The organism is Pseudomonas sp. GM80 (assembly GCF_000282515.1).
GTDB lineage: Bacteria > Pseudomonadota > Gammaproteobacteria > Pseudomonadales > Pseudomonadaceae > Aquipseudomonas.
Genome location: NZ_AKJD01000066.1, coordinates 1 through 17,647, shown reverse-complemented (window position 1 = coordinate 17,647; position 17,647 = coordinate 1). Strand labels below are relative to the sequence as shown.

The following is a 17,647-nucleotide window of genomic DNA, read 5'->3' as shown; positions in this document are numbered from 1 at the left end:
GAGGAAAGTGATGAGTCTGGAAACCTGGCTGCTGTTCAGCGGCGCTGCGTTGGTGGTGATCCTGATTCCGGGGCCGCTGTCATTGCTGATGATCAGCAACAGTCTGAATTACGGTCTGCGCCGTTCTTACCCGGCGTTTTTGGGCGGCGTGATTGCCTCGATCTGTTTGCTCAGTGCGTCGGCTTTGGGGCTCGGCGCCCTGCTGTTGGCGTCGGAGCAGTTGTTCAGTGCGCTGAAAATCGTCGGTGCGCTGTATTTGTTCTACCTCGCCTGGCAGAGCTGGCAGCAATCGCGTCAGCCGTCGGTGGGCGCTGAAGTGCCTCAGGCGGCACCGACTCCGCGCTTTCGCACCTTGTTCGGGCGTGCGTTTGTGCTGGGCGCGAGCAATCCGAAGGACATTCTGTTTTTCGCCGCATTTCTGCCGCAGTTTCTGAGCGCGCAGCAGCCGTTTTTGCCGCAGTTGCTGATCATGATTGCGACGTGGGTGGTGCTTGATCTGTGCTGCAAACTGGCTTATGGGCTGGGCGCACATGGCGCGGCGCGGTATTTGCGCAGCGGTAAAGGTCAGAGTTGGTTCAACCGCATCAGTGCCGGATTGTTCAGTGGTGCTGGCGCTGCATCCCTGTTGAGCCGTTAAAGAGCAAAAGATCGCAGCCTGCGGCAGCTCCTACATGGGATTGCACTTCAATCTGTAGGAGCTGCCGCAGGCTGCGATCTTTTGACTTTAAGACAGGCAAAAAAAAGCCCGCAGTGTGGGCGGGCGAAAGACCAAAGAAGCTATATGCGCAGTCGCTTCCCGGTGGGGGCAGCTGCTTGGGGTCAGCTGCCCCGGTACGTGGAATAGCTGTACGGCGAAATCAGCAACGGAACATGGTAGTGATCCTGTTCGGCAGAGATGCCGAAGCGCAGTACAACCACGTCCAGGAATGCCGGTTCCGGCAACTGAACACCACGGGCGCGGTAGTAATCGCCCGCGTGAAACTGAACCTGATAAACGCCGGTACGATAATCATCGCCTTGTAGCAGCGGTGCATCGACCCGGCCATCGCTGTTGGTTACGGCACTGGCGACCAATTCCAGTTGCGAACCTTCAACGCGGTACAGCTCGACCTTGATCGAACTGCCCGGGCAACCGTGTGCAGCGTCCAAAACGTGTGTTGTCAAACGTCCCATTGATTCTGCGCGCCTGCCTGCGTGGAAGCAGTCAGACTTCGCGCCTCCCGAAGTCAGTTGAAAAGGAGACCGCACCGATTCGGAGCACGAAAAGCTGCGGCGAGCGACTGATTAAGACACTTTTCAAAAAAATTGTACACAATAAAAACGACATTTTTCACACCACCCCCGCCATTCGGGGCTTTCCTGCCGATTGGCCAGCCATACGCCTATTCATTGAACCTCCTATCCATTAGCTGACTGGTCAGGCAGGTTTCTTGCAGGCTCAAGCCATTAACAGCAAAAGATGACAGTCGGTGAAAAATGCGAAAATTCAGGCTTACAAATTGCGATTAAAGTTGTATACAATCAGCCCATCGCTGTGACGCCAGCCTGCCAGGCCGCCACACACATCTGTCAACGAATAAGAAGGAAGACTGCAGTGAGCGCTGACTACCCACGCGACCTGATCGGTTACGGCAGTAACCCTCCTCACCCACACTGGCCGGGCAATGCCCGCATCGCCCTGTCCTTCGTACTCAATTACGAAGAAGGCGGCGAGCGCAACATTCTGCACGGCGACAAAGAATCCGAAGCGTTCCTGTCTGAAATGGTTGCTGCTCAGCCGCTGCAGGGCGCGCGCAACATGAGCATGGAATCGCTTTACGAGTATGGCAGCCGTGCCGGCGTCTGGCGGATCCTGAAACTGTTCAAGGAATTCGACATTCCGTTGACCATCTTCGCCGTGGCCATGGCCGCTCAGCGCCACCCGGATGTGATCCGCGCGATGGTCGATGCCGGCCACGAAATCTGCAGCCACGGCTATCGCTGGATCGACTATCAGTACATGGACGAAGCGCAGGAACGCGAGCACATGCTCGAAGCGATCCGCATCCTCACCGAAATCACCGGCGAGCGCCCACTGGGCTGGTACACCGGCCGCACTGGCCCGAACACCCGTCGCCTGGTCATGGAAGAAGGTGGTTTCCTCTACGACTGCGACACCTACGACGACGACCTGCCCTACTGGGAACCGAACAACCCGAACGGCAAGCCGCATCTGGTGATCCCGTACACCCTCGACACCAACGACATGCGCTTCACGCAAGTGCAGGGTTTCAACAAGGGTGACGACTTCTTCGAATACCTCAAAGACGCGTTCGACGTGCTCTACGCCGAAGGCGCTGAAGCACCGAAAATGCTCTCGATCGGTCTGCACTGCCGCCTGATCGGCCGTCCGGGTCGCATCGCCTCGCTCAAACGCTTTATCGAATACGCCAAAAGTCATGAACAGGTGTGGTTCAGCCGTCGCGTCGACATCGCGCGTCACTGGCACGAAACTCAGCCGTACCAAGGGGCCGCCAAATGAGCCGCTTTCAAACCCTGCAACCGTCGACCCTGAGCCGCGACGCTTTCGTCAAAGCCTTCGCCGACATCTACGAACATTCGCCATGGGTGGCCGAGAAGGCTTACGACCTGGGCGTGGACGCTTCGATCGACGAGATCGAAACCCTGCACCAGCGCATGAGCGACATCCTGTTGAGCGCCGATCACGCCAGTCAACTGGCACTGATCAACGCTCACCCGGACCTGGCCGGCAAAGCTGCCGTCCAGGGCCAACTGACCGAAGCCAGCACCAATGAACAAGCTGGCGCCGGTATTCACCAATGCACGGCCGAAGAGTTCCAGCGCTTCACCGAGCTGAACGACGCCTACAAAGCCAAGTTCAAGTTTCCCTTCATCATGGCGGTAAAAGGCAGCAACCGGCATCAGATCCTCGCGGCGTTCGAAACGCGCATTCACAACTCGCAAGACACCGAGTTCAAGTGCGCGCTGGCGGAGATCAACAAGATTGCCCTGTTCCGTTTACTGACTCTTTAGCAAGCCTGGCCCGAGCATGTCAGACGCGGAGAATGCCCAGGGCCTCGCAAGCATCCCCAGCCACTTATTTAAAGGCAGACAAGAAGAATGAAAGCTTACGCCGTACCTTTCGAAAAATTCGTCAACCTGGCCGATGCCCGTCTGGGCACCAAAATCATCTCGGTCACCGATGACTGGTTCGCAGACGCCAATCGTCTGTTCCAACCGACCCCGGCCGTATGGAAGGAGGGCGTGTTCGATGACAACGGCAAGTGGATGGACGGCTGGGAATCGCGCCGCAAGCGCTTCGAAGGCTTCGACAGCGCAGTGATCCGTCTGGGCGTACCGGGCTCGATCAAAGGCGTGGACATCGACACTTCATTCTTCACCGGCAACTTCCCGCCATCGGCCTCTCTGGAAGCGTGCTTCCTGGCCTCGGGCGAGCCTGACGAAAACACCCAGTGGACTGAAGTGCTGTCGGCCGTCGAGCTGCAGGGCAACAGCCACCACTACCACGAAATCAGCAACGACCAAGCGTTCAGCCACCTGCGCTTCAACATCTACCCGGACGGCGGTGTTGCCCGTCTGCGCGTGTACGGTGTGCCGCATCGCGACTGGTCGGCCGTTGGCGATAACGAGCAAGTCGATCTGGCAGCAGCCCTGAACGGTGGCCGCGCCCTCGCCTGCTCCGACGAACACTTCGGCCGCATGAGCAACATCCTCAACCCGGGCCGTGGCATCAACATGGGCGACGGCTGGGAAACTGCACGTCGTCGTACGCCGGGCAATGACTGGGTCATCGTCGCGCTGGGTCACCCGGGCGAGATCGAGAAAATCGTCGTCGACACCCTGCACTTCAAAGGCAACTACCCGGACACTTGCTCGATCCAGGGCGCGTTCGTGAAAGGTGGTACTGACAGCCAGATCGAAACCCAGTCGCTGTTCTGGCGCGATCTGCTGCCAAGCCAGAAGCTGGAAATGCACGCCGAGCACACCTTCGTCGAGCAGATCAAAGCACTGGGCCCGATCACCCACATCCGCCTGAACGTGTTCCCGGACGGTGGTGTAAGCCGCCTGCGCGTTCTCGGCAAGGTCGCTAAATAGGTTTGAACCCAATCGCTGGCAAGCCAGCTCCCACAGGTTTTGTGAACGCCACAGTCCACTGTGGGAGCGGGCTTGCCCGCGATGGCGATAGTTCTAACAACACAGAATTCGGAAAAGAAGAACAGCATGCGCACACTACAGATTGAACCGCTGAGCAAAGAAGCCTTCGCCCCTTTCGGTGATGTCATCGAAACCGACGGCAGCGATCACTTCATGATCAACAACGGTTCGACCATGCGCTTCCATAAACTGGCGACGGTCGAAACCGCTCAGCCTGAGGACAACGCGATCATCAGCATCTTCCGCGCCGACGCGCAGGACATGCCGCTGACCGTTTGCATGCTGGAACGCCATCCGCTGGGCAGCCAGGCTTTCATACCGCTGCTCGGCAACCCCTTTCTGATCGTGGTCGCGCCAATTGGCGATGAACCTGTATCAGGCTTGGTCCGCGCCTTCGTCACCAACGGCAGGCAGGGCATTAATTACCATCGCGGCGTTTGGCACCATCCGGTGCTGACGATCGAAAAGCGGGATGACTTCCTGGTGGTTGATCGCAGTGGCACAGGCAATAACTGCGATGAGCATTTTTTCAAAGAGGATGAGCGTTTGATCCTCGCCCCCCACCAATAAGAGAAGGTCTGATCACTCGACAACAAGAGTGACAGGCGAGAGGTAAAGACTGTGGAAGCACATCTGTTGGAATGGCTGAACCTGAGCGTGCGCTGGGTTCACATGATTACTGGCGTGGCCTGGATTGGCGCGTCGTTCTACTTCGTCTGGCTGGAGAACAACCTCAACCGCGTCAACCCGAAAACCGGTCTGGCCGGTGACCTGTGGGCGATCCACGGTGGCGGTATCTATCACCTGGAAAAATACAAACTGGCCCCGCCGGCGATGCCGGAGAACCTGCACTGGTTCAAATGGGAAGCCTACTTCACCTGGATGTCGGGTATCGCGCTGCTGTGCGTGGTGTTCTACTCCAACCCAACGCTCTACCTGCTGGCTCCGGGCAGCACACTGAGCGGCCCTGAAGGCGTGGCCATCGGTATCGGCTCGCTGTTCCTCGGCTGGTTCATCTACTCCTTCCTGTGCGACTCGGCCTTGGGCAAACGCCCTGCTCTGCTCGGCTTCATCCTGTTCGTGCTGATCATCGGCGCGGCGTATGGCTTCAGCAAAGTGTTCAGCGGTCGTGGTGCGTACCTGCACGTCGGCGCGATCATCGGCACCATCATGGTCGGTAACGTGTTCCGCATCATCATGCCGGCGCAACGCGCACTGGTGGCGGCGATTGCCGAGAACCGCACGCCGGATCCGGCACTGCCGGCCAAAGGCCTGCTGCGTTCACGTCACAACAACTACTTCACCCTGCCGGTGCTGTTCATCATGATCAGCAACCACTTCCCGAGCACCTATGGCAGCCAGTACAACTGGTTGATCCTGGCCGGGATCGCGGTGTTGGCCGTGTTGGTGCGTCACTACTTCAACACCCGTCACGACAGCCACAAGTTTGCCTGGACTCTTCCGGTTGCAGCGGTGGGCATGATCACCCTGGCGTACGTCACCGGTCCTGCACCGATGTCGACCGCTCCGGAAGTGGCCAAGGCACCAGCAAAAATCGAGTACCAACCGCTGCCGGAAACGGCACTGGGTGGCGGCTTGAAACCGGCTGAAGCGGCACCGGCAGCCCCTGCCGAACCTGCAGCAGCACCGGCACAGGCGTCGAATGCTGGCCCGGGTTTCGACAAAGTGCACACAGTGATCCAGGAACGTTGCGCGGTTTGCCATTCGGCCAAACCAACCAGCCCGTTGTTCAGCGCAGCGCCAGCGGGTGTGATGTTTGACACTCCTGAGCAGATCCGTCAGAACGCGGCGCGCATCCAGGCGCAAGCCATCACCACGCAGATCATGCCACTGGGCAACATCACTCAGATGACCCAGCAGGAACGTGACCTGATCGGTGCATGGATCGCCCAGGGAGCACAGACCAACTAAGCAGTAAAAGCATCGCTGGCAAGCCAGCTCCCACAGGGTTTTGCAATGCCTGTGTGGGAGCTGGCTTGCCAGCGATTGGCCGCAACGCGGTTTTTACCTGATGCAAAGAAACAGCTGTGAGCAACCCGGCAGCTGTTAATCACAAGAATAAAAAGATCCGAGGTGTTGCATGTCCGAGCTGTCCAAAGCGCGCATCCCCGACGCACCCGCCATTCAGCGATTGCCCCTTTTGCAACTGATCCTGGTCGGTTTGCAACATGTTCTGCTGATGTACGGTGGTGCCATCGCGGTGCCGCTGATCATTGGACAGGCCGCTGGCCTGAGTCGTGAAGAAATTGCCTTTCTGATCAACGCCGACCTGCTGGTCGCCGGTGTCGCCACCATCGTCCAGTCCATGGGCATCGGCCCGATGGGCATTCGCATGCCGGTGATGATGGGCGCCAGTTTTGCTGCGGTCGGCAGCATGGTCGCCATGGCCGGCATGCCCGGTGTCGGCCTGCAAGGCATCTTCGGCGCAACGATCGCCGCCGGTTTCTTCGGCATGCTCATAGCGCCGTTCATGTCCAAGGTCGTACGCTTCTTCCCGCCTCTGGTGACCGGCACGGTCATCACCTCGATCGGTTTGTCGCTGTTCCCCGTGGCCGTGAATTGGGCCGGCGGCGGCGCTGGCGCCGCGCAATTCGGCTCACCGATTTATCTGGCCATCGCCGCACTGGTGTTGGGCACTATCCTGCTGGTCCATCGCTTCATGCGCGGTTTCTGGGTGAACATTTCCGTACTGATCGGCATGTGCTTCGGCTACATCCTGTGCGGCGCGATCGGCATGGTCGACCTCAGCGGCATGGCCAACGCGCCATGGATTCAGTTCGTCACCCCGCTGCATTTCGGCATGCCGAAATTCGAACTCGCGCCGATTCTGTCGATGTGTCTGGTAGTGGTGATCATCTTCGTCGAGTCCACCGGGATGTTCCTCGCGCTGGGCAAGATCACCGGCCAGGAAGTCTGCCCGCGCATGCTGCGTCGCGGCTTGTTGTGTGATGCCGGCGCCTCGTTTGTCGCCGGGTTCTTCAACACCTTCACCCACTCCTCGTTCGCACAGAACATCGGCCTGGTGCAGATGACCGGCGTGCGCTGCCGTTCGGTGACCATCGTTGCCGGTGGCTTGCTGATCGTCCTGAGCCTGCTGCCGAAAGCCGCGTTCCTGGTGGCATCGATTCCACCGGCAGTACTCGGCGGCGCCGCGATTGCGATGTTCGGCATGGTCGCCGCGACCGGCATCAAGATTCTGCAGGAAGCCGACATCGGTGACCGGCGCAACCAGTTGCTGGTCGCGGTGAGCATCGGCATGGGCCTGATCCCGGTGGTGCGCCCTGAGTTCTTCGCGCACCTGCCGCTGTGGATGAGCCCTATTACCCACAGCGGCATCGCCATGGCAACGCTCAGCGCGCTGACGCTGAACCTGCTGTTCAACATTCTCGGCGGCAAAGAGCGCGCGGCGATCAACGACTGCCACGCACACCAGCACTAAAGCAACACCGATGTACCCCCCTGTAGGAGTGAGCCTGCTCGCGATAGCGTTTTTTCAGTCAACTGATGTGTTGAATGTCATACCGCTATCGCGAGCAGGCTCACTCCTACAAGGGCAAATAGCTCTGCGCCTCAAACAATAAAAACAAGAGGGAGCAACAGATGATTCGCACGCAAACCAACGTGTTGTTGAGTGGCGGCCTGCTGGCCGCGAGTCAAGCCATGGCCGGCGATTTACTGCTGTGGCAGACCAACAGCCTCAGCTACCTGTATGGCAAGAATTTCGCGATCAACCCGTCGATCCAGCAGACGGTCACGTTCGAGCACGCCGACAAATGGAAATACGGCGACAACTTCCTGTTCGTCGACAAAATCTTCTACAACGGCAAAGAAGATGCGAACAAAGGCCCCCACGCCTTCTACGGTGAATTCACCCCACGCTTTTCCTTCGGCAAGATCTTCGACCAGAAGCTTGAGTTCGGCCCGATCAAAGACGTGCTGCTCGCCATGACTTACGAGTATGGCGAAGGCGACAGCGAGGCCTATCTGATCGGCCCCGGCTTCGACATCAAGGTGCCCGGCTTCAACTACGTGACCCTCAATATCTTCCGCCGCCAGACCGAAGGCCCGCGCCCCGGCGACGGTGTCTGGCAGATCACGCCGGGCTGGTCCTACAGCTTTCCCCTGGGCAATTCCGATGTGCTGATCGACGGATATCTGGACTGGGTGGTCGACAACGACGAGAACTCGCGCGGCACCTATCACGCCAACCTGCACATCAATCCGCAGATCAAATATGACCTCGGCAAAGCCCTCGGCTGGAGTCAGAAGCAGCTGTACGTCGGCACCGAATACAGCTACTGGAAGAACAAATACGGCGTCGAAAACACACACAATTTCGACACCAATCAGAACACCGCCAGCCTGCTGGTGAAGGTGCACTTTTAAGATGGCCCGCAACCGTGCTCCATACCTGTCGTCGGTGCTCTGTTGCGGGGCACTTGAGAGCTGGCCGAGGAGTCAGTATTCTCCGCGGCCTCTTGAATTCGGTCTAAAAAAAAGCCCGGATTTAATTCCTGACCGACGGGCCAACTTATCCCGGCCCCGGCCAGTACCGAGGCATCCCGAAAACACGCTCAATCGACTGTTTTTCAGCAGCCGACGGGCGTTTTTTTGCTTTTCGAAAAGCCTTGGCCCAGCTCTTGCTAACAGCATGAAAGCTGACCAATCGGATGACTTTTGCAGCAACGAAAAAAGGCGCCACACCAGAGCGCCGATCTTAAAAAAATAAACGTGGAACACCTACTTTGGGAGCAACCGAATGAAACGTATGTGCACCAGCCTGATGCTCGCGGGATCGATGTTGGCCGGCGGCCAGGCCATGGCCGATGGCCTGCTGCAGTGGCAGAACAACAGCCTGACCTATCTGTATGGCAAGGACTTCCAGGTCAACCCGCGCATCCAGCAGACCGTCACCTTCGAACACGCCGATGCGTGGACGTACGGCGACAACTTCTTCTTCTTCGACAAGATCTTCTACAACGGTGGCAAGGACTTCAGCAACGGTCCGAACACCTACTACGGCGAGTTCAGCCCGCGCATCTCGCTGGGCAAGGTGCTCGACCAGAAGATCGAGTTCGGCCCGATCAAAGACGTCCTGTTGGCGATGACCTACGAGTTCGGTGAGGGTGACACCGAGTCTTACCTGATCGGTCCGGGTTTCGACCTGGCCATTCCGGGCTTCGACTACTTCCAGTTGAACTTCTATCAGCGTCACACCGAAGGCTCGCGTGCCGGTGACAACGTCTGGCAGATCACCCCGGTCTGGTCCTACACCATCCCGGTCGGCAAGTCGGACATCCTGATCGACGGCTACATGGACTGGGTGACTGACAACGACTCCAACTCCAAGGGCGATTACCACGCCAACCTGCACTTCAACCCACAAGTCAAATATGACTTGGGCAAAGCGCTGAGCTTTGGCGAGAAGCAGTTGTATGTCGGTGTTGAATACGACTACTGGAAAGACAAGTACGGGATCGACGACACCGGTGCGTTCAAGACCAATCAGAGCGTGACCAGCTTCCTGGTGAAGTTCCACTTCTGATAAAAATCAAAAGATCGCAGGCTTCGCCAGCTCCTACAGGGATAGCGCATTCCAATGTAGGAGCTGCCGCAGGCTGCGATCTTTTGCTTTAAAATGGCAATCCCAAAAACCGGCACAACTCCTCGCGCTTGGCCAACGCATCGCGCCGTCCCAGATCAATCAACTCGCTGCAATACCCCGCCTCGAACAGCAAATAACTCAGCACCCCCGCCCCACTCGTCTTGGTCGCCCCCGGCCCACGCAAAAACAAGCGCAACGCCGCCGGCAATTCCTGACGATGCCGCGCCGCGATCTCATCGATCGGCTGGCTTGGCGAAATCACCAACACCTCCACCGGCGCCACCCCTAACTCGCGCGTCGGCGTGCCGGCGGGCATCAGATGGCTGAACTGGTTGAGACGCTGCAGCAACTCGATGTCACTCTCCAGACTGTCAATGAACGTGCTGTTGAGCATGTGCCCGCCGATCTGCGCGAGTGTCGGCTGCTGCCCCGTGTAAGTGCGCTCCAGCGGCTGCTGCGGATCAACGCCGCGCGGGTTGCCGCTGACGCCGACCACCAGCACGCGACTGGCGCCCAGGTGCAACGCCGGACTGATCGGCGCCGATTGCCGCACCGCGCCGTCACCGAAATATTCATCACCGATCTTCACTGGCGCGAACAACAGCGGAATCGCCGAGCTGGCCAATAGATGGTCGACCGACAATTGCGTCGGCACCCCAATGCGCCGATGCCGCAGCCACGAATCAATCTTGCCGCCGCCCTGGTAGAACGTCACCGCCTGCCCCGATTCGTAGCCGAACGCGGTCACCGCCACCGCGTGCAATTGCTTGCGCGCGATAGATTCGGCAATGCCGGGCATGTGCAGTTTTTCATTGAGCAGCTCGCGCAGCGGCGAACTGTTGAGCAGCGCCACCGGCAGATGCCGACCGAGGCCGAGCAAGCTGTGACTGACGAAGCGGCTGGCCTGACGGATGACGCCGGGCCAGTCACTGCGCAGCACGCGATGGCTGCGACAGCCTTGCCAGAATAAGGTGAGGCGTTCGATGGCGGCACGAAAATCGGTGGCGCCGCTGGCGAGGCTGACCGCGTTGATCGCCCCGGCCGAGGTGCCGACGATCACCGGAAACGGATTGTCCGCGCCCAATGGCAACAGTTCGGCAATCGCCGCCAGCACCCCCACCTGATACGCCGCCCGAGCCCCGCCGCCGGAAAGAATCAAACCTGTGACCGGTTCAGCTGGGCTCATCGCAACGCTCCATGGTGCTTGTCAGTTATTTTTTCAGCGGCGTTTGGCGTACAACTTCGGCTCGCCCGGTGGCCGGCTCTTGAAGCGACGATGCGCCCACAAGTATTGCTCCGGGCAATCGCGCAACACGCCTTCAACCCATTGGTTGATACGGATGCAGTCGGCTTCTTCGGTTTCGCCCGGGAAGTCTTCCAGCGGCGCATGCACGACCAGACGATAACCACTGCCATCGGCCAGACGCTCCTGCGTGAATGGCACCACCAGCGCTTTACCCAGGCGGGCAAACTTGGTGGTCGCGGTCACGGTTGCGGCCTGAATGCCGAACAGCGGCACGAAGATGCTCTGCTTGGCGCCGTAGTCCTGATCCGGCGCGTACCAGATCGCCCGACCGGAACGCAGCAGCTTGAGCATGCCGCGCACGTCGTCGCGCTCCACCGCCAGCGAATCGAGGTTGTGCCGCTCGCGGCCCTGACGCTGGATGAAGTCGAACAACGGATTTTTGTGCTCGCGGTACATGCCGTCGATGGTGTGCTGCTGACCGAGCAACGCCGCGCCGATTTCCAGGGTGGTGAAATGCACCGCCATCAGAATCACGCCTTTGCCTTCGCGCTGGGCTTTTTGCAAATGCTCCAGACCTTCAACGTGGGCCAGTTTGGCCAGACGCTCACGCGACCACCACCAGCTCATCGCCATTTCAAAAAAAGCGATGCCGGTGGAGGCGAAATTTTCCTTGAGCAGGCGTTTACGCTCGGCGGCGGATTTTTCCGGGAAGCACAATTCCAGATTGCGCTTGGCAATACGCCGTCGGTCGCCAGCGAAGCGATACATCAACGCACCCAAAACTCGACCGATGGTCAGCAAGGCCGGATAAGGCAGCTGCACGATCAGCCACAAAAGCCCCAGGCCGCACCAGAGCGGCCAGAAGCGCGGAGCAAGAAATGCTTTTCGAAAACGCGGGCGATCCATTAAAGCTTCCGTAAATACAGTGGCCGCGCATTCTACATCGTTCGACCCGGCTTGCGGCCTGCGGGCGTTCTCGTTATAAGTCTCGGCACTTTTAGTGACAAGCCGTTGTATGCCGACATGAGCCAAACCGAACCGTTAGACCAAGATCCCGTATTCCAGCTCAAGGGCAGCATGCTGGCCATTACTGTGCTGGAACTGGCCCGTAACGACCTCGACAGCCTCGATCGGCAATTGGCCGCCAAAGTCGCGCAGGCGCCGAATTTCTTCAGCAACGCGCCGCTGGTTCTGGCGCTGGACAAGCTGCCGCCGAGCGAAGGCGCCGTCGATCTGCCAGGCCTGATGCGCGTGTGCCGTCAACATGGCCTGCGCACCCTGGCGATTCGCGCCAGCCGCATCGAAGACATCGCCGCCGCCATCGCCATCGACATCCCGGTGCTGCCGCCGTCCGGTGCCCGTGAGCGGCCGCTGGAAATGGCCGAGGCCGAAGTCAAAAAGAAGCCGGAAAAACCGCCTGAGCCGACCGTCAAACAGACCCGCGTCATCACCACGCCAGTACGTGGTGGCCAACAGATATATGCGCAGGGTGGCGATTTGGTCGTGGTGTCCTCGGTCAGTCCGGGGGCGGAACTTCTTGCCGATGGCAACATCCATGTATACGGCCCGATGCGCGGTCGGGCGCTGGCCGGCGTGAAGGGTGACACCAAGGCACGGATTTTCTGTCAGCAATTGAGCGCTGAACTGATCTCCATCGCCGGTCATTACAAGGTCTCCGAAGATTTGCGCCGCGACCCAATGTGGGGCTCGGGCGTACAGGTCAGCCTGTCGGGCGACGTGTTGAACATCATTCGGCTTTAACGGATACTGCCGCATTTTCCAAGCATCTCTAAAACGTAGCGAAAACGGCTCAAACGAAGTAGGAAAAAGGCCAAAAGCCGAATTCCAGCCAAGGCTGTCCGACTGCAGTAGTTTTCAAGAGATGTTTTTCAGGGGCTAAAAAGTCCTTCTTCCTTAGGGGTGAAACACCTTGGCCAAGATTCTCGTGGTTACATCCGGCAAGGGTGGTGTGGGTAAGACCACCACCAGCGCCGCTATCGGTACCGGCCTCGCTCTGCGCGGCCACAAAACAGTGATCGTCGACTTCGACGTGGGCTTGCGTAACCTTGACCTGATCATGGGTTGCGAGCGCCGCGTGGTGTATGACTTCGTCAACGTGGTCAACGGCGAAGCCAACCTGCAACAAGCGCTGATCAAAGACAAGCGCCTGGAAAACCTCTACGTACTGGCCGCCAGTCAGACCCGCGACAAAGACGCGCTGACTGTCGAAGGCGTGGAAAAAGTCCTGATGGAGCTCAAGGAACAATTCGAGTTCGTCGTCTGCGACTCCCCGGCGGGCATCGAAAAAGGCGCGCACCTGGCCATGTACTTCGCTGATGAAGCGATCGTCGTGACCAACCCGGAAGTGTCCTCGGTACGAGATTCGGACCGCATGCTCGGCCTGCTGGCGAGCAAATCGCGTCGCGCCGAACGTGGCGAAGACCCGATCAAGGAACACCTGCTGATCACCCGCTACCACCCAGAGCGTGTGGAAAAGGGCGAGATGCTTGGCGTTGAAGACGTCAAGGAAATCCTCTCGGTAACCCTGCTCGGCGTGATCCCGGAATCCCAGGCGGTGCTCAAGGCATCCAACCAGGGCGTGCCGGTGATTCTCGACGACCAGAGCGATGCCGGTCAGGCTTACAGCGATACCGTCGACCGTTTGCTGGGCAAAGAAAAAGCCCACCGTTTCCTCGATGTCGAGAAGAAGGGATTCTTCGAGCGCCTGTTTGGAGGTAGGTAATGAACCTTTTTGACTTCTTTCGTGCCAACAAAAAGCCAAGTACCGCCTCGGTAGCGAAAGAGCGTCTACAGATCATCGTGGCGCATGAGCGCGGCCAGCGCAGCACGCCGGATTACTTGCCAGCCTTGCAGAAGGAACTGGTCGACGTGATCCGCAAGTACGTCAACATCGGCAACGACGACGTACATGTTGCACTGGAAAGCCAGGGCAGTTGCTCGATTCTGGAACTCAACATCACCCTGCCCGATCGCTGAGTCGATCCGGCAGTCGCTACGGCGGCTCGGGCTGTTGATGCTCGTGTAGGAGCTGCCGAAGGCTGCGATCTTTTGATCTTTCAACGTCAAAAGATCGCAGCCTTCGGCAGCTCCTACAGGGTTATCAGCAGTCCCGAGCCGCCGTTGGCATTTGTTACGAGGCTGTTTTAATGCCGTTGTCCAACATCCGCATCATCCATCAGGACGCCGCCGTACTGGTGGTCGACAAACCGACGTTGCTACTCTCGGTGCCCGGTCGCGCCGACGACAACAAGGACTGCCTGATTACCCGCCTGCAGGAAAACGGCTACCCGGAAGCGCGCATCGTCCATCGCCTGGACTGGGAAACCTCCGGCATCATTCTGCTCGCGCGTGACGCCGACACTCACCGCGAACTGTCACGCCAGTTTCACGACCGTGAAACAGAGAAGGCCTACACTGCCCTGGCCTGGGGACAACCGGAACTGGACAGCGGCAGCATTGACCTGCCCCTGCGCTACGACCCACCGACCAAGCCGCGCCACGTGGTTGATCACGAATTCGGCAAACACGCGCTGACCTTCTGGCGGGTGTTGGAACGTTGTGGCGATTGGTGCCGCGTCGAACTGACGCCGATCACCGGCCGTTCACACCAGTTGCGCGTGCACATGTTGTCGATCGGCCACCCGCTGCTCGGCGACGGGCTCTACGCCCACGAGCAAGCCCTCGCCGCCTGGCCGCGCCTGTGCCTGCACGCGAGCATGTTGAGCTTCACCCACCCGCAGTCCGGCGAGCGTTTGCGTTTCGAATGCCCGGCCCCGTTCTAAGGATGGCCTGACCGGCCGTCCTGTTGTTGGAAAGGATTTTGTTTCGGATGAGTTGTATCGATTCCCTGGCGACACCCCTCAAGAAAGTGCGTCACCAGTTGCTGTATCTGATCTACGGCAACCAGGACGTCTACCGCCGCGAAGCCAAGTTCAGCATCCTCACGGTGCTGTCCCAGGCCAAGGACGGCAAGCTCCCGGCGATCAGGATCTTGACCGACCGCCCGCAAGACTATGCCGGCTGGCCGGTCGATACCGTGCTGCTCGACGAAGCGACCCTGACGCGCTGGCAAGGCGTGCACGGCTATCACCATCGGCGCAAGGCCTGCGCCATCGCGGCCGGCATGCAGCTGGCGGAGAAAACACTGTTCGTCGACACCGACACACTGTTTACCAGCCACCCGCAGCGCCTGTTCGAATTGATCGAGGCGAACCGCTCGGTGATGGATCGCTTCGAGTACGACTGGCAAGACGTCCACGAACGCCGCGATTACCTGAAACTCGGTCGCGACCTGCGCGCTCACGGCGTGACGCCGGACAACGGCTTCAAGCTCTACAACAGCGGCCTGTGCGGTATCACCGAAAGCGATTCAGCACTGTTTGAAGAGTCGATCCGGCTGATCGATGAATGGACGGCGGGCGGTTTCGAGATTCACACCATCGAGCAGATCGCCCTGTCGTACGCCATGCGCGGGCGTGAGGTGGTGGAAGCGCGCAAGCACGTTTATCACTACTTCGCCGAGAAGCGCTTCTTCCACGCGATGCAGACGTACTTCTTCTCTCAGCATGGCGAAACGTTCAGCCAGCGCCTGGTTGATTTGTGCCGCGATGTGCCACGGGTCAAGCCGTTCCCTTCGGCCTGGCAGCGCCTGAAAATCAAATGGAAGCTGCGCAACCAGAGCGGCGCCATGCGCAAGGTCGCGCGCGATGTGCTGTACGGCAGTGCCGCACCGGAAGATCCGTACTACAGCGCTTGTCGGCATGAATGGTGGGAATGCGCCTCGCGGGAGATTCTGCGCTGGGACGAAAGCCGGCAGAAGAAATTGCTGAACCAGAGTCGCTGGCCAAAACAGCTGCCGCGTCCGGACAAACCTGAAGACGAAAAAGTCATCATGAACTACCTGAAGAAACGCGTGCTCACCCCCCGCTGAACACCGCTCCCTTTGTAGGAGCAAAGCTTGCTCGCGAAAGCGCTCAGTCATTCAGCAAAGATGTTGCTGACCCGACGCCTTCGCGAGCAAGCTCGGCTCCTACAGGATTGGCGGGTATTAAACGAAGCAGGCATCAGGCAGCCCCCACAGGGTTCGTGTTGGCCAACAACGACCGCATGTCATGTCCAAACCCTCGGGCCGATGCGTTAAACTCCCGGCCATTGCTGTCTGGAGCTTCTTATGCGCGAAGAGTTGAACCAAGGCCTGATCGACTTCCTCAAGGCCTCCCCTACCCCGTTCCACGCCACTGCCAGTCTTGTTCAGCGTCTGGAGGCCGCCGGTTTCGTGCGCCTCGACGAGCGCGAGCCGTGGAACACCGAGGCCAACGGCCGCTATTACGTCACCCGCAATGACTCCTCGATCGTCGCGATCAAAATGGGTCGCCACTCGCCACTGCACGGCGGCATTCGCCTCGTTGGCGCGCACACCGACAGCCCGTGCCTGCGGGTCAAGCCGCAACCGGAACTGCAACGTCAGGGTTTCTGGCAATTGGGCGTTGAAGTCTATGGCGGTGCGCTGCTGGCGCCGTGGTTCGACCGCGATCTGTCGCTGGCCGGGCGCGTGACCTTCCGCCGCGACGGCAAGGTCGAAAGCCAACTCATCGACTTCAAGGCACCGATCGCGATCATTCCCAACCTGGCCATTCACCTCAACCGTGAAGCCAATCAGGGCTGGGCGATCAATGCGCAGACCGAACTGCCGCCGATCCTCGCGCAATTCGCCGGTGACGAGCGCGTCGACTTCCGCGCCGTGCTCACCGATCAACTGGCCCGTGAACACGGCTTGAATGCCGACGTGGTGCTGGATTACGAGCTGAGTTTCTACGACACACAAAGTGCTGCGGTCATTGGCCTGAACGGCGATTTCATTGCCGGCGCGCGCCTCGACAACCTGCTGTCGTGCTACGCCGGCCTGCAAGCGCTGCTCACCGCCGAAACCGACGAAACCTGCGTGCTGGTCTGCAACGATCACGAAGAAGTCGGCTCCTGCTCGGCCTGCGGTGCCGATGGCCCAATGCTTGAGCAGACCCTGCGTCGCCTGCTGCCGGAAGGTGACGAATTCGTCCGCACCATTCAGAAATCCCTGTTGGTCTCGGCCGACAACGCCCACGGCGTGCACCCCAACTACGCCGAGAAACACGACGCCAACCACGGCCCGAAACTCAACGCCGGCCCGGTGATCAAAGTCAACAGCAACCAGCGCTACGCCACCAACAGCGAAACCGCTGGCTTCTTCCGCCACCTGTGCATGGCCGAAGAAGTGCCGGTGCAGAGCTTCGTGGTGCGCAGCGACATGGGCTGTGGCTCGACCATCGGCCCGATCACCGCCAGCCACCTGGGCGTGCGCACCGTCGATATCGGCTTGCCGACGTTCGCCATGCACTCGATCCGTGAACTGTGCGGCAGCCACGACCTGGCACACCTGGTCAAAGTGCTGAGCGCGTTCTACGCCTGCCAGGAACTCCCGTAACCCCCTGTAGGAGCTGCCGCAGGCTGCGATCTTTTGATGTTGTTTTTAAGATCAAAAGATCGCAGCCTTCGGCAGCTCCTACAGGGGAATGCATTCCACCTGTAGGAGTGAGCCTGCT

General features: G+C 59.3%; 18 protein-coding genes. 15 read left to right on the top strand and 3 right to left on the bottom strand.

All coding sequences use genetic code 11. The features are described from left to right. The first annotated feature begins 10 nt into the window (after positions 1 to 10). Positions 11 to 637, top strand: coding sequence for a LysE family translocator (locus PMI37_RS11510; protein WP_008080903.1), 627 nt, complete (start codon positions 11 to 13; stop codon positions 635 to 637). 182 nt (positions 638 to 819) lie between these two features. Here PMI37_RS11510 and uraH read toward each other — a convergent pair whose 3' ends face one another. Then, a complete protein-coding gene (gene uraH, locus PMI37_RS11505; protein WP_008080901.1) occupies positions 820 to 1,173 on the bottom strand; it encodes a hydroxyisourate hydrolase in 354 nt (117 codons plus the stop codon). Positions 1,174 to 1,594: 421 nt separating this feature from the next. On the opposite strand from uraH, the gene puuE reads away from it, so the two are divergent. The 8 genes from puuE to PMI37_RS11465 all read left to right on the top strand — a co-directional run bounded on the left by puuE (position 1,595) and on the right by PMI37_RS11465 (position 9,742). Further along, positions 1,595 to 2,521, top strand: a complete 927-nt coding sequence (puuE, locus tag PMI37_RS11500) for an allantoinase PuuE (RefSeq protein WP_008080899.1) — start codon at positions 1,595 to 1,597, stop codon at positions 2,519 to 2,521. Beyond that, on the top strand, positions 2,518 to 3,033 hold the full coding sequence (gene uraD, locus PMI37_RS11495) for a 2-oxo-4-hydroxy-4-carboxy-5-ureidoimidazoline decarboxylase (RefSeq protein ID WP_008080897.1): 516 nt from the start codon (positions 2,518 to 2,520) through the stop codon (positions 3,031 to 3,033). Before puuE ends, uraD begins: the two co-directional genes overlap by 4 nt. Before the next feature lie 87 nt (positions 3,034 to 3,120). After that, entirely contained in the window at positions 3,121 to 4,116 is a 996-nt protein-coding gene (alc, locus tag PMI37_RS11490; RefSeq protein WP_008080896.1) for an allantoicase, read from the top strand. A 126-nt stretch (positions 4,117 to 4,242) separates the two neighbouring features. Beyond that, positions 4,243 to 4,746 (top strand): ureidoglycolate lyase, encoded by a 504-nt coding sequence (locus PMI37_RS11485; RefSeq protein WP_045123112.1) that lies wholly within the window; start codon positions 4,243 to 4,245, stop codon positions 4,744 to 4,746. 51 nt (positions 4,747 to 4,797) lie between these two features. Next, entirely contained in the window at positions 4,798 to 6,108 is a 1,311-nt protein-coding gene (locus tag PMI37_RS11480) for a urate hydroxylase PuuD (protein ID WP_008080894.1), read from the top strand. A 169-nt stretch (positions 6,109 to 6,277) separates the two neighbouring features. Beyond that, a complete protein-coding gene (locus tag PMI37_RS11475; RefSeq protein ID WP_008080893.1) occupies positions 6,278 to 7,636 on the top strand; it encodes a nucleobase:cation symporter-2 family protein in 1,359 nt (452 codons plus the stop codon). 161 nt (positions 7,637 to 7,797) lie between these two features. Continuing rightward, the gene (locus PMI37_RS11470) at positions 7,798 to 8,583 is read left to right on the top strand and encodes an outer membrane protein OmpK (protein ID WP_008080892.1); all 786 of its coding nucleotides are present in this window, start codon (positions 7,798 to 7,800) and stop codon (positions 8,581 to 8,583) included. A gap of 373 nt (positions 8,584 to 8,956) precedes the next feature. Further along, positions 8,957 to 9,742, top strand: coding sequence for an outer membrane protein OmpK (locus tag PMI37_RS11465; protein ID WP_008080890.1), 786 nt, complete (start codon positions 8,957 to 8,959; stop codon positions 9,740 to 9,742). Positions 9,743 to 9,830: 88 nt separating this feature from the next. Here PMI37_RS11465 and PMI37_RS11460 read toward each other — a convergent pair whose 3' ends face one another. Both PMI37_RS11460 and PMI37_RS11455 read right to left on the bottom strand, forming a co-directional pair. Beyond that, entirely contained in the window at positions 9,831 to 10,988 is a 1,158-nt protein-coding gene (locus PMI37_RS11460; RefSeq protein WP_008080888.1) for a patatin-like phospholipase family protein, read from the bottom strand. A 33-nt stretch (positions 10,989 to 11,021) separates the two neighbouring features. Next, positions 11,022 to 11,954, bottom strand: coding sequence for a lipid A biosynthesis lauroyl acyltransferase (locus tag PMI37_RS11455; RefSeq protein ID WP_008080887.1), 933 nt, complete (start codon positions 11,952 to 11,954; stop codon positions 11,022 to 11,024). A 117-nt stretch (positions 11,955 to 12,071) separates the two neighbouring features. On the opposite strand from PMI37_RS11455, the gene minC reads away from it, so the two are divergent. The 6 genes from minC (at position 12,072) to PMI37_RS11425 (ending at position 17,529) form a co-directional block, all read left to right on the top strand. After that, entirely contained in the window at positions 12,072 to 12,809 is a 738-nt protein-coding gene (gene minC, locus PMI37_RS11450; protein WP_045123115.1) for a septum site-determining protein MinC, read from the top strand. Positions 12,810 to 12,978: 169 nt separating this feature from the next. Beyond that, the gene (gene minD / locus PMI37_RS11445) at positions 12,979 to 13,791 is read left to right on the top strand and encodes a septum site-determining protein MinD (RefSeq protein ID WP_007913953.1); all 813 of its coding nucleotides are present in this window, start codon (positions 12,979 to 12,981) and stop codon (positions 13,789 to 13,791) included. Beyond that, entirely contained in the window at positions 13,791 to 14,045 is a 255-nt protein-coding gene (minE, locus tag PMI37_RS11440) for a cell division topological specificity factor MinE (protein WP_003223146.1), read from the top strand. The genes minD and minE overlap by 1 nt, the downstream gene beginning before the upstream one ends. Before the next feature lie 170 nt (positions 14,046 to 14,215). Further along, on the top strand, positions 14,216 to 14,851 hold the full coding sequence (locus PMI37_RS11435; RefSeq protein ID WP_008080882.1) for an RluA family pseudouridine synthase: 636 nt from the start codon (positions 14,216 to 14,218) through the stop codon (positions 14,849 to 14,851). Between the two features lie 47 nt (positions 14,852 to 14,898). Then, positions 14,899 to 15,999 carry a hypothetical protein gene (locus PMI37_RS11430; RefSeq protein ID WP_008080880.1) on the top strand — a complete coding sequence of 367 codons (1,101 nt, stop codon included), beginning with the start codon at positions 14,899 to 14,901 and terminating at the stop codon, positions 15,997 to 15,999. Between the two features lie 240 nt (positions 16,000 to 16,239). After that, the gene (locus tag PMI37_RS11425; protein WP_008080878.1) at positions 16,240 to 17,529 is read left to right on the top strand and encodes a M18 family aminopeptidase; all 1,290 of its coding nucleotides are present in this window, start codon (positions 16,240 to 16,242) and stop codon (positions 17,527 to 17,529) included. Positions 17,530 to 17,647 lie beyond the last annotated feature (118 nt).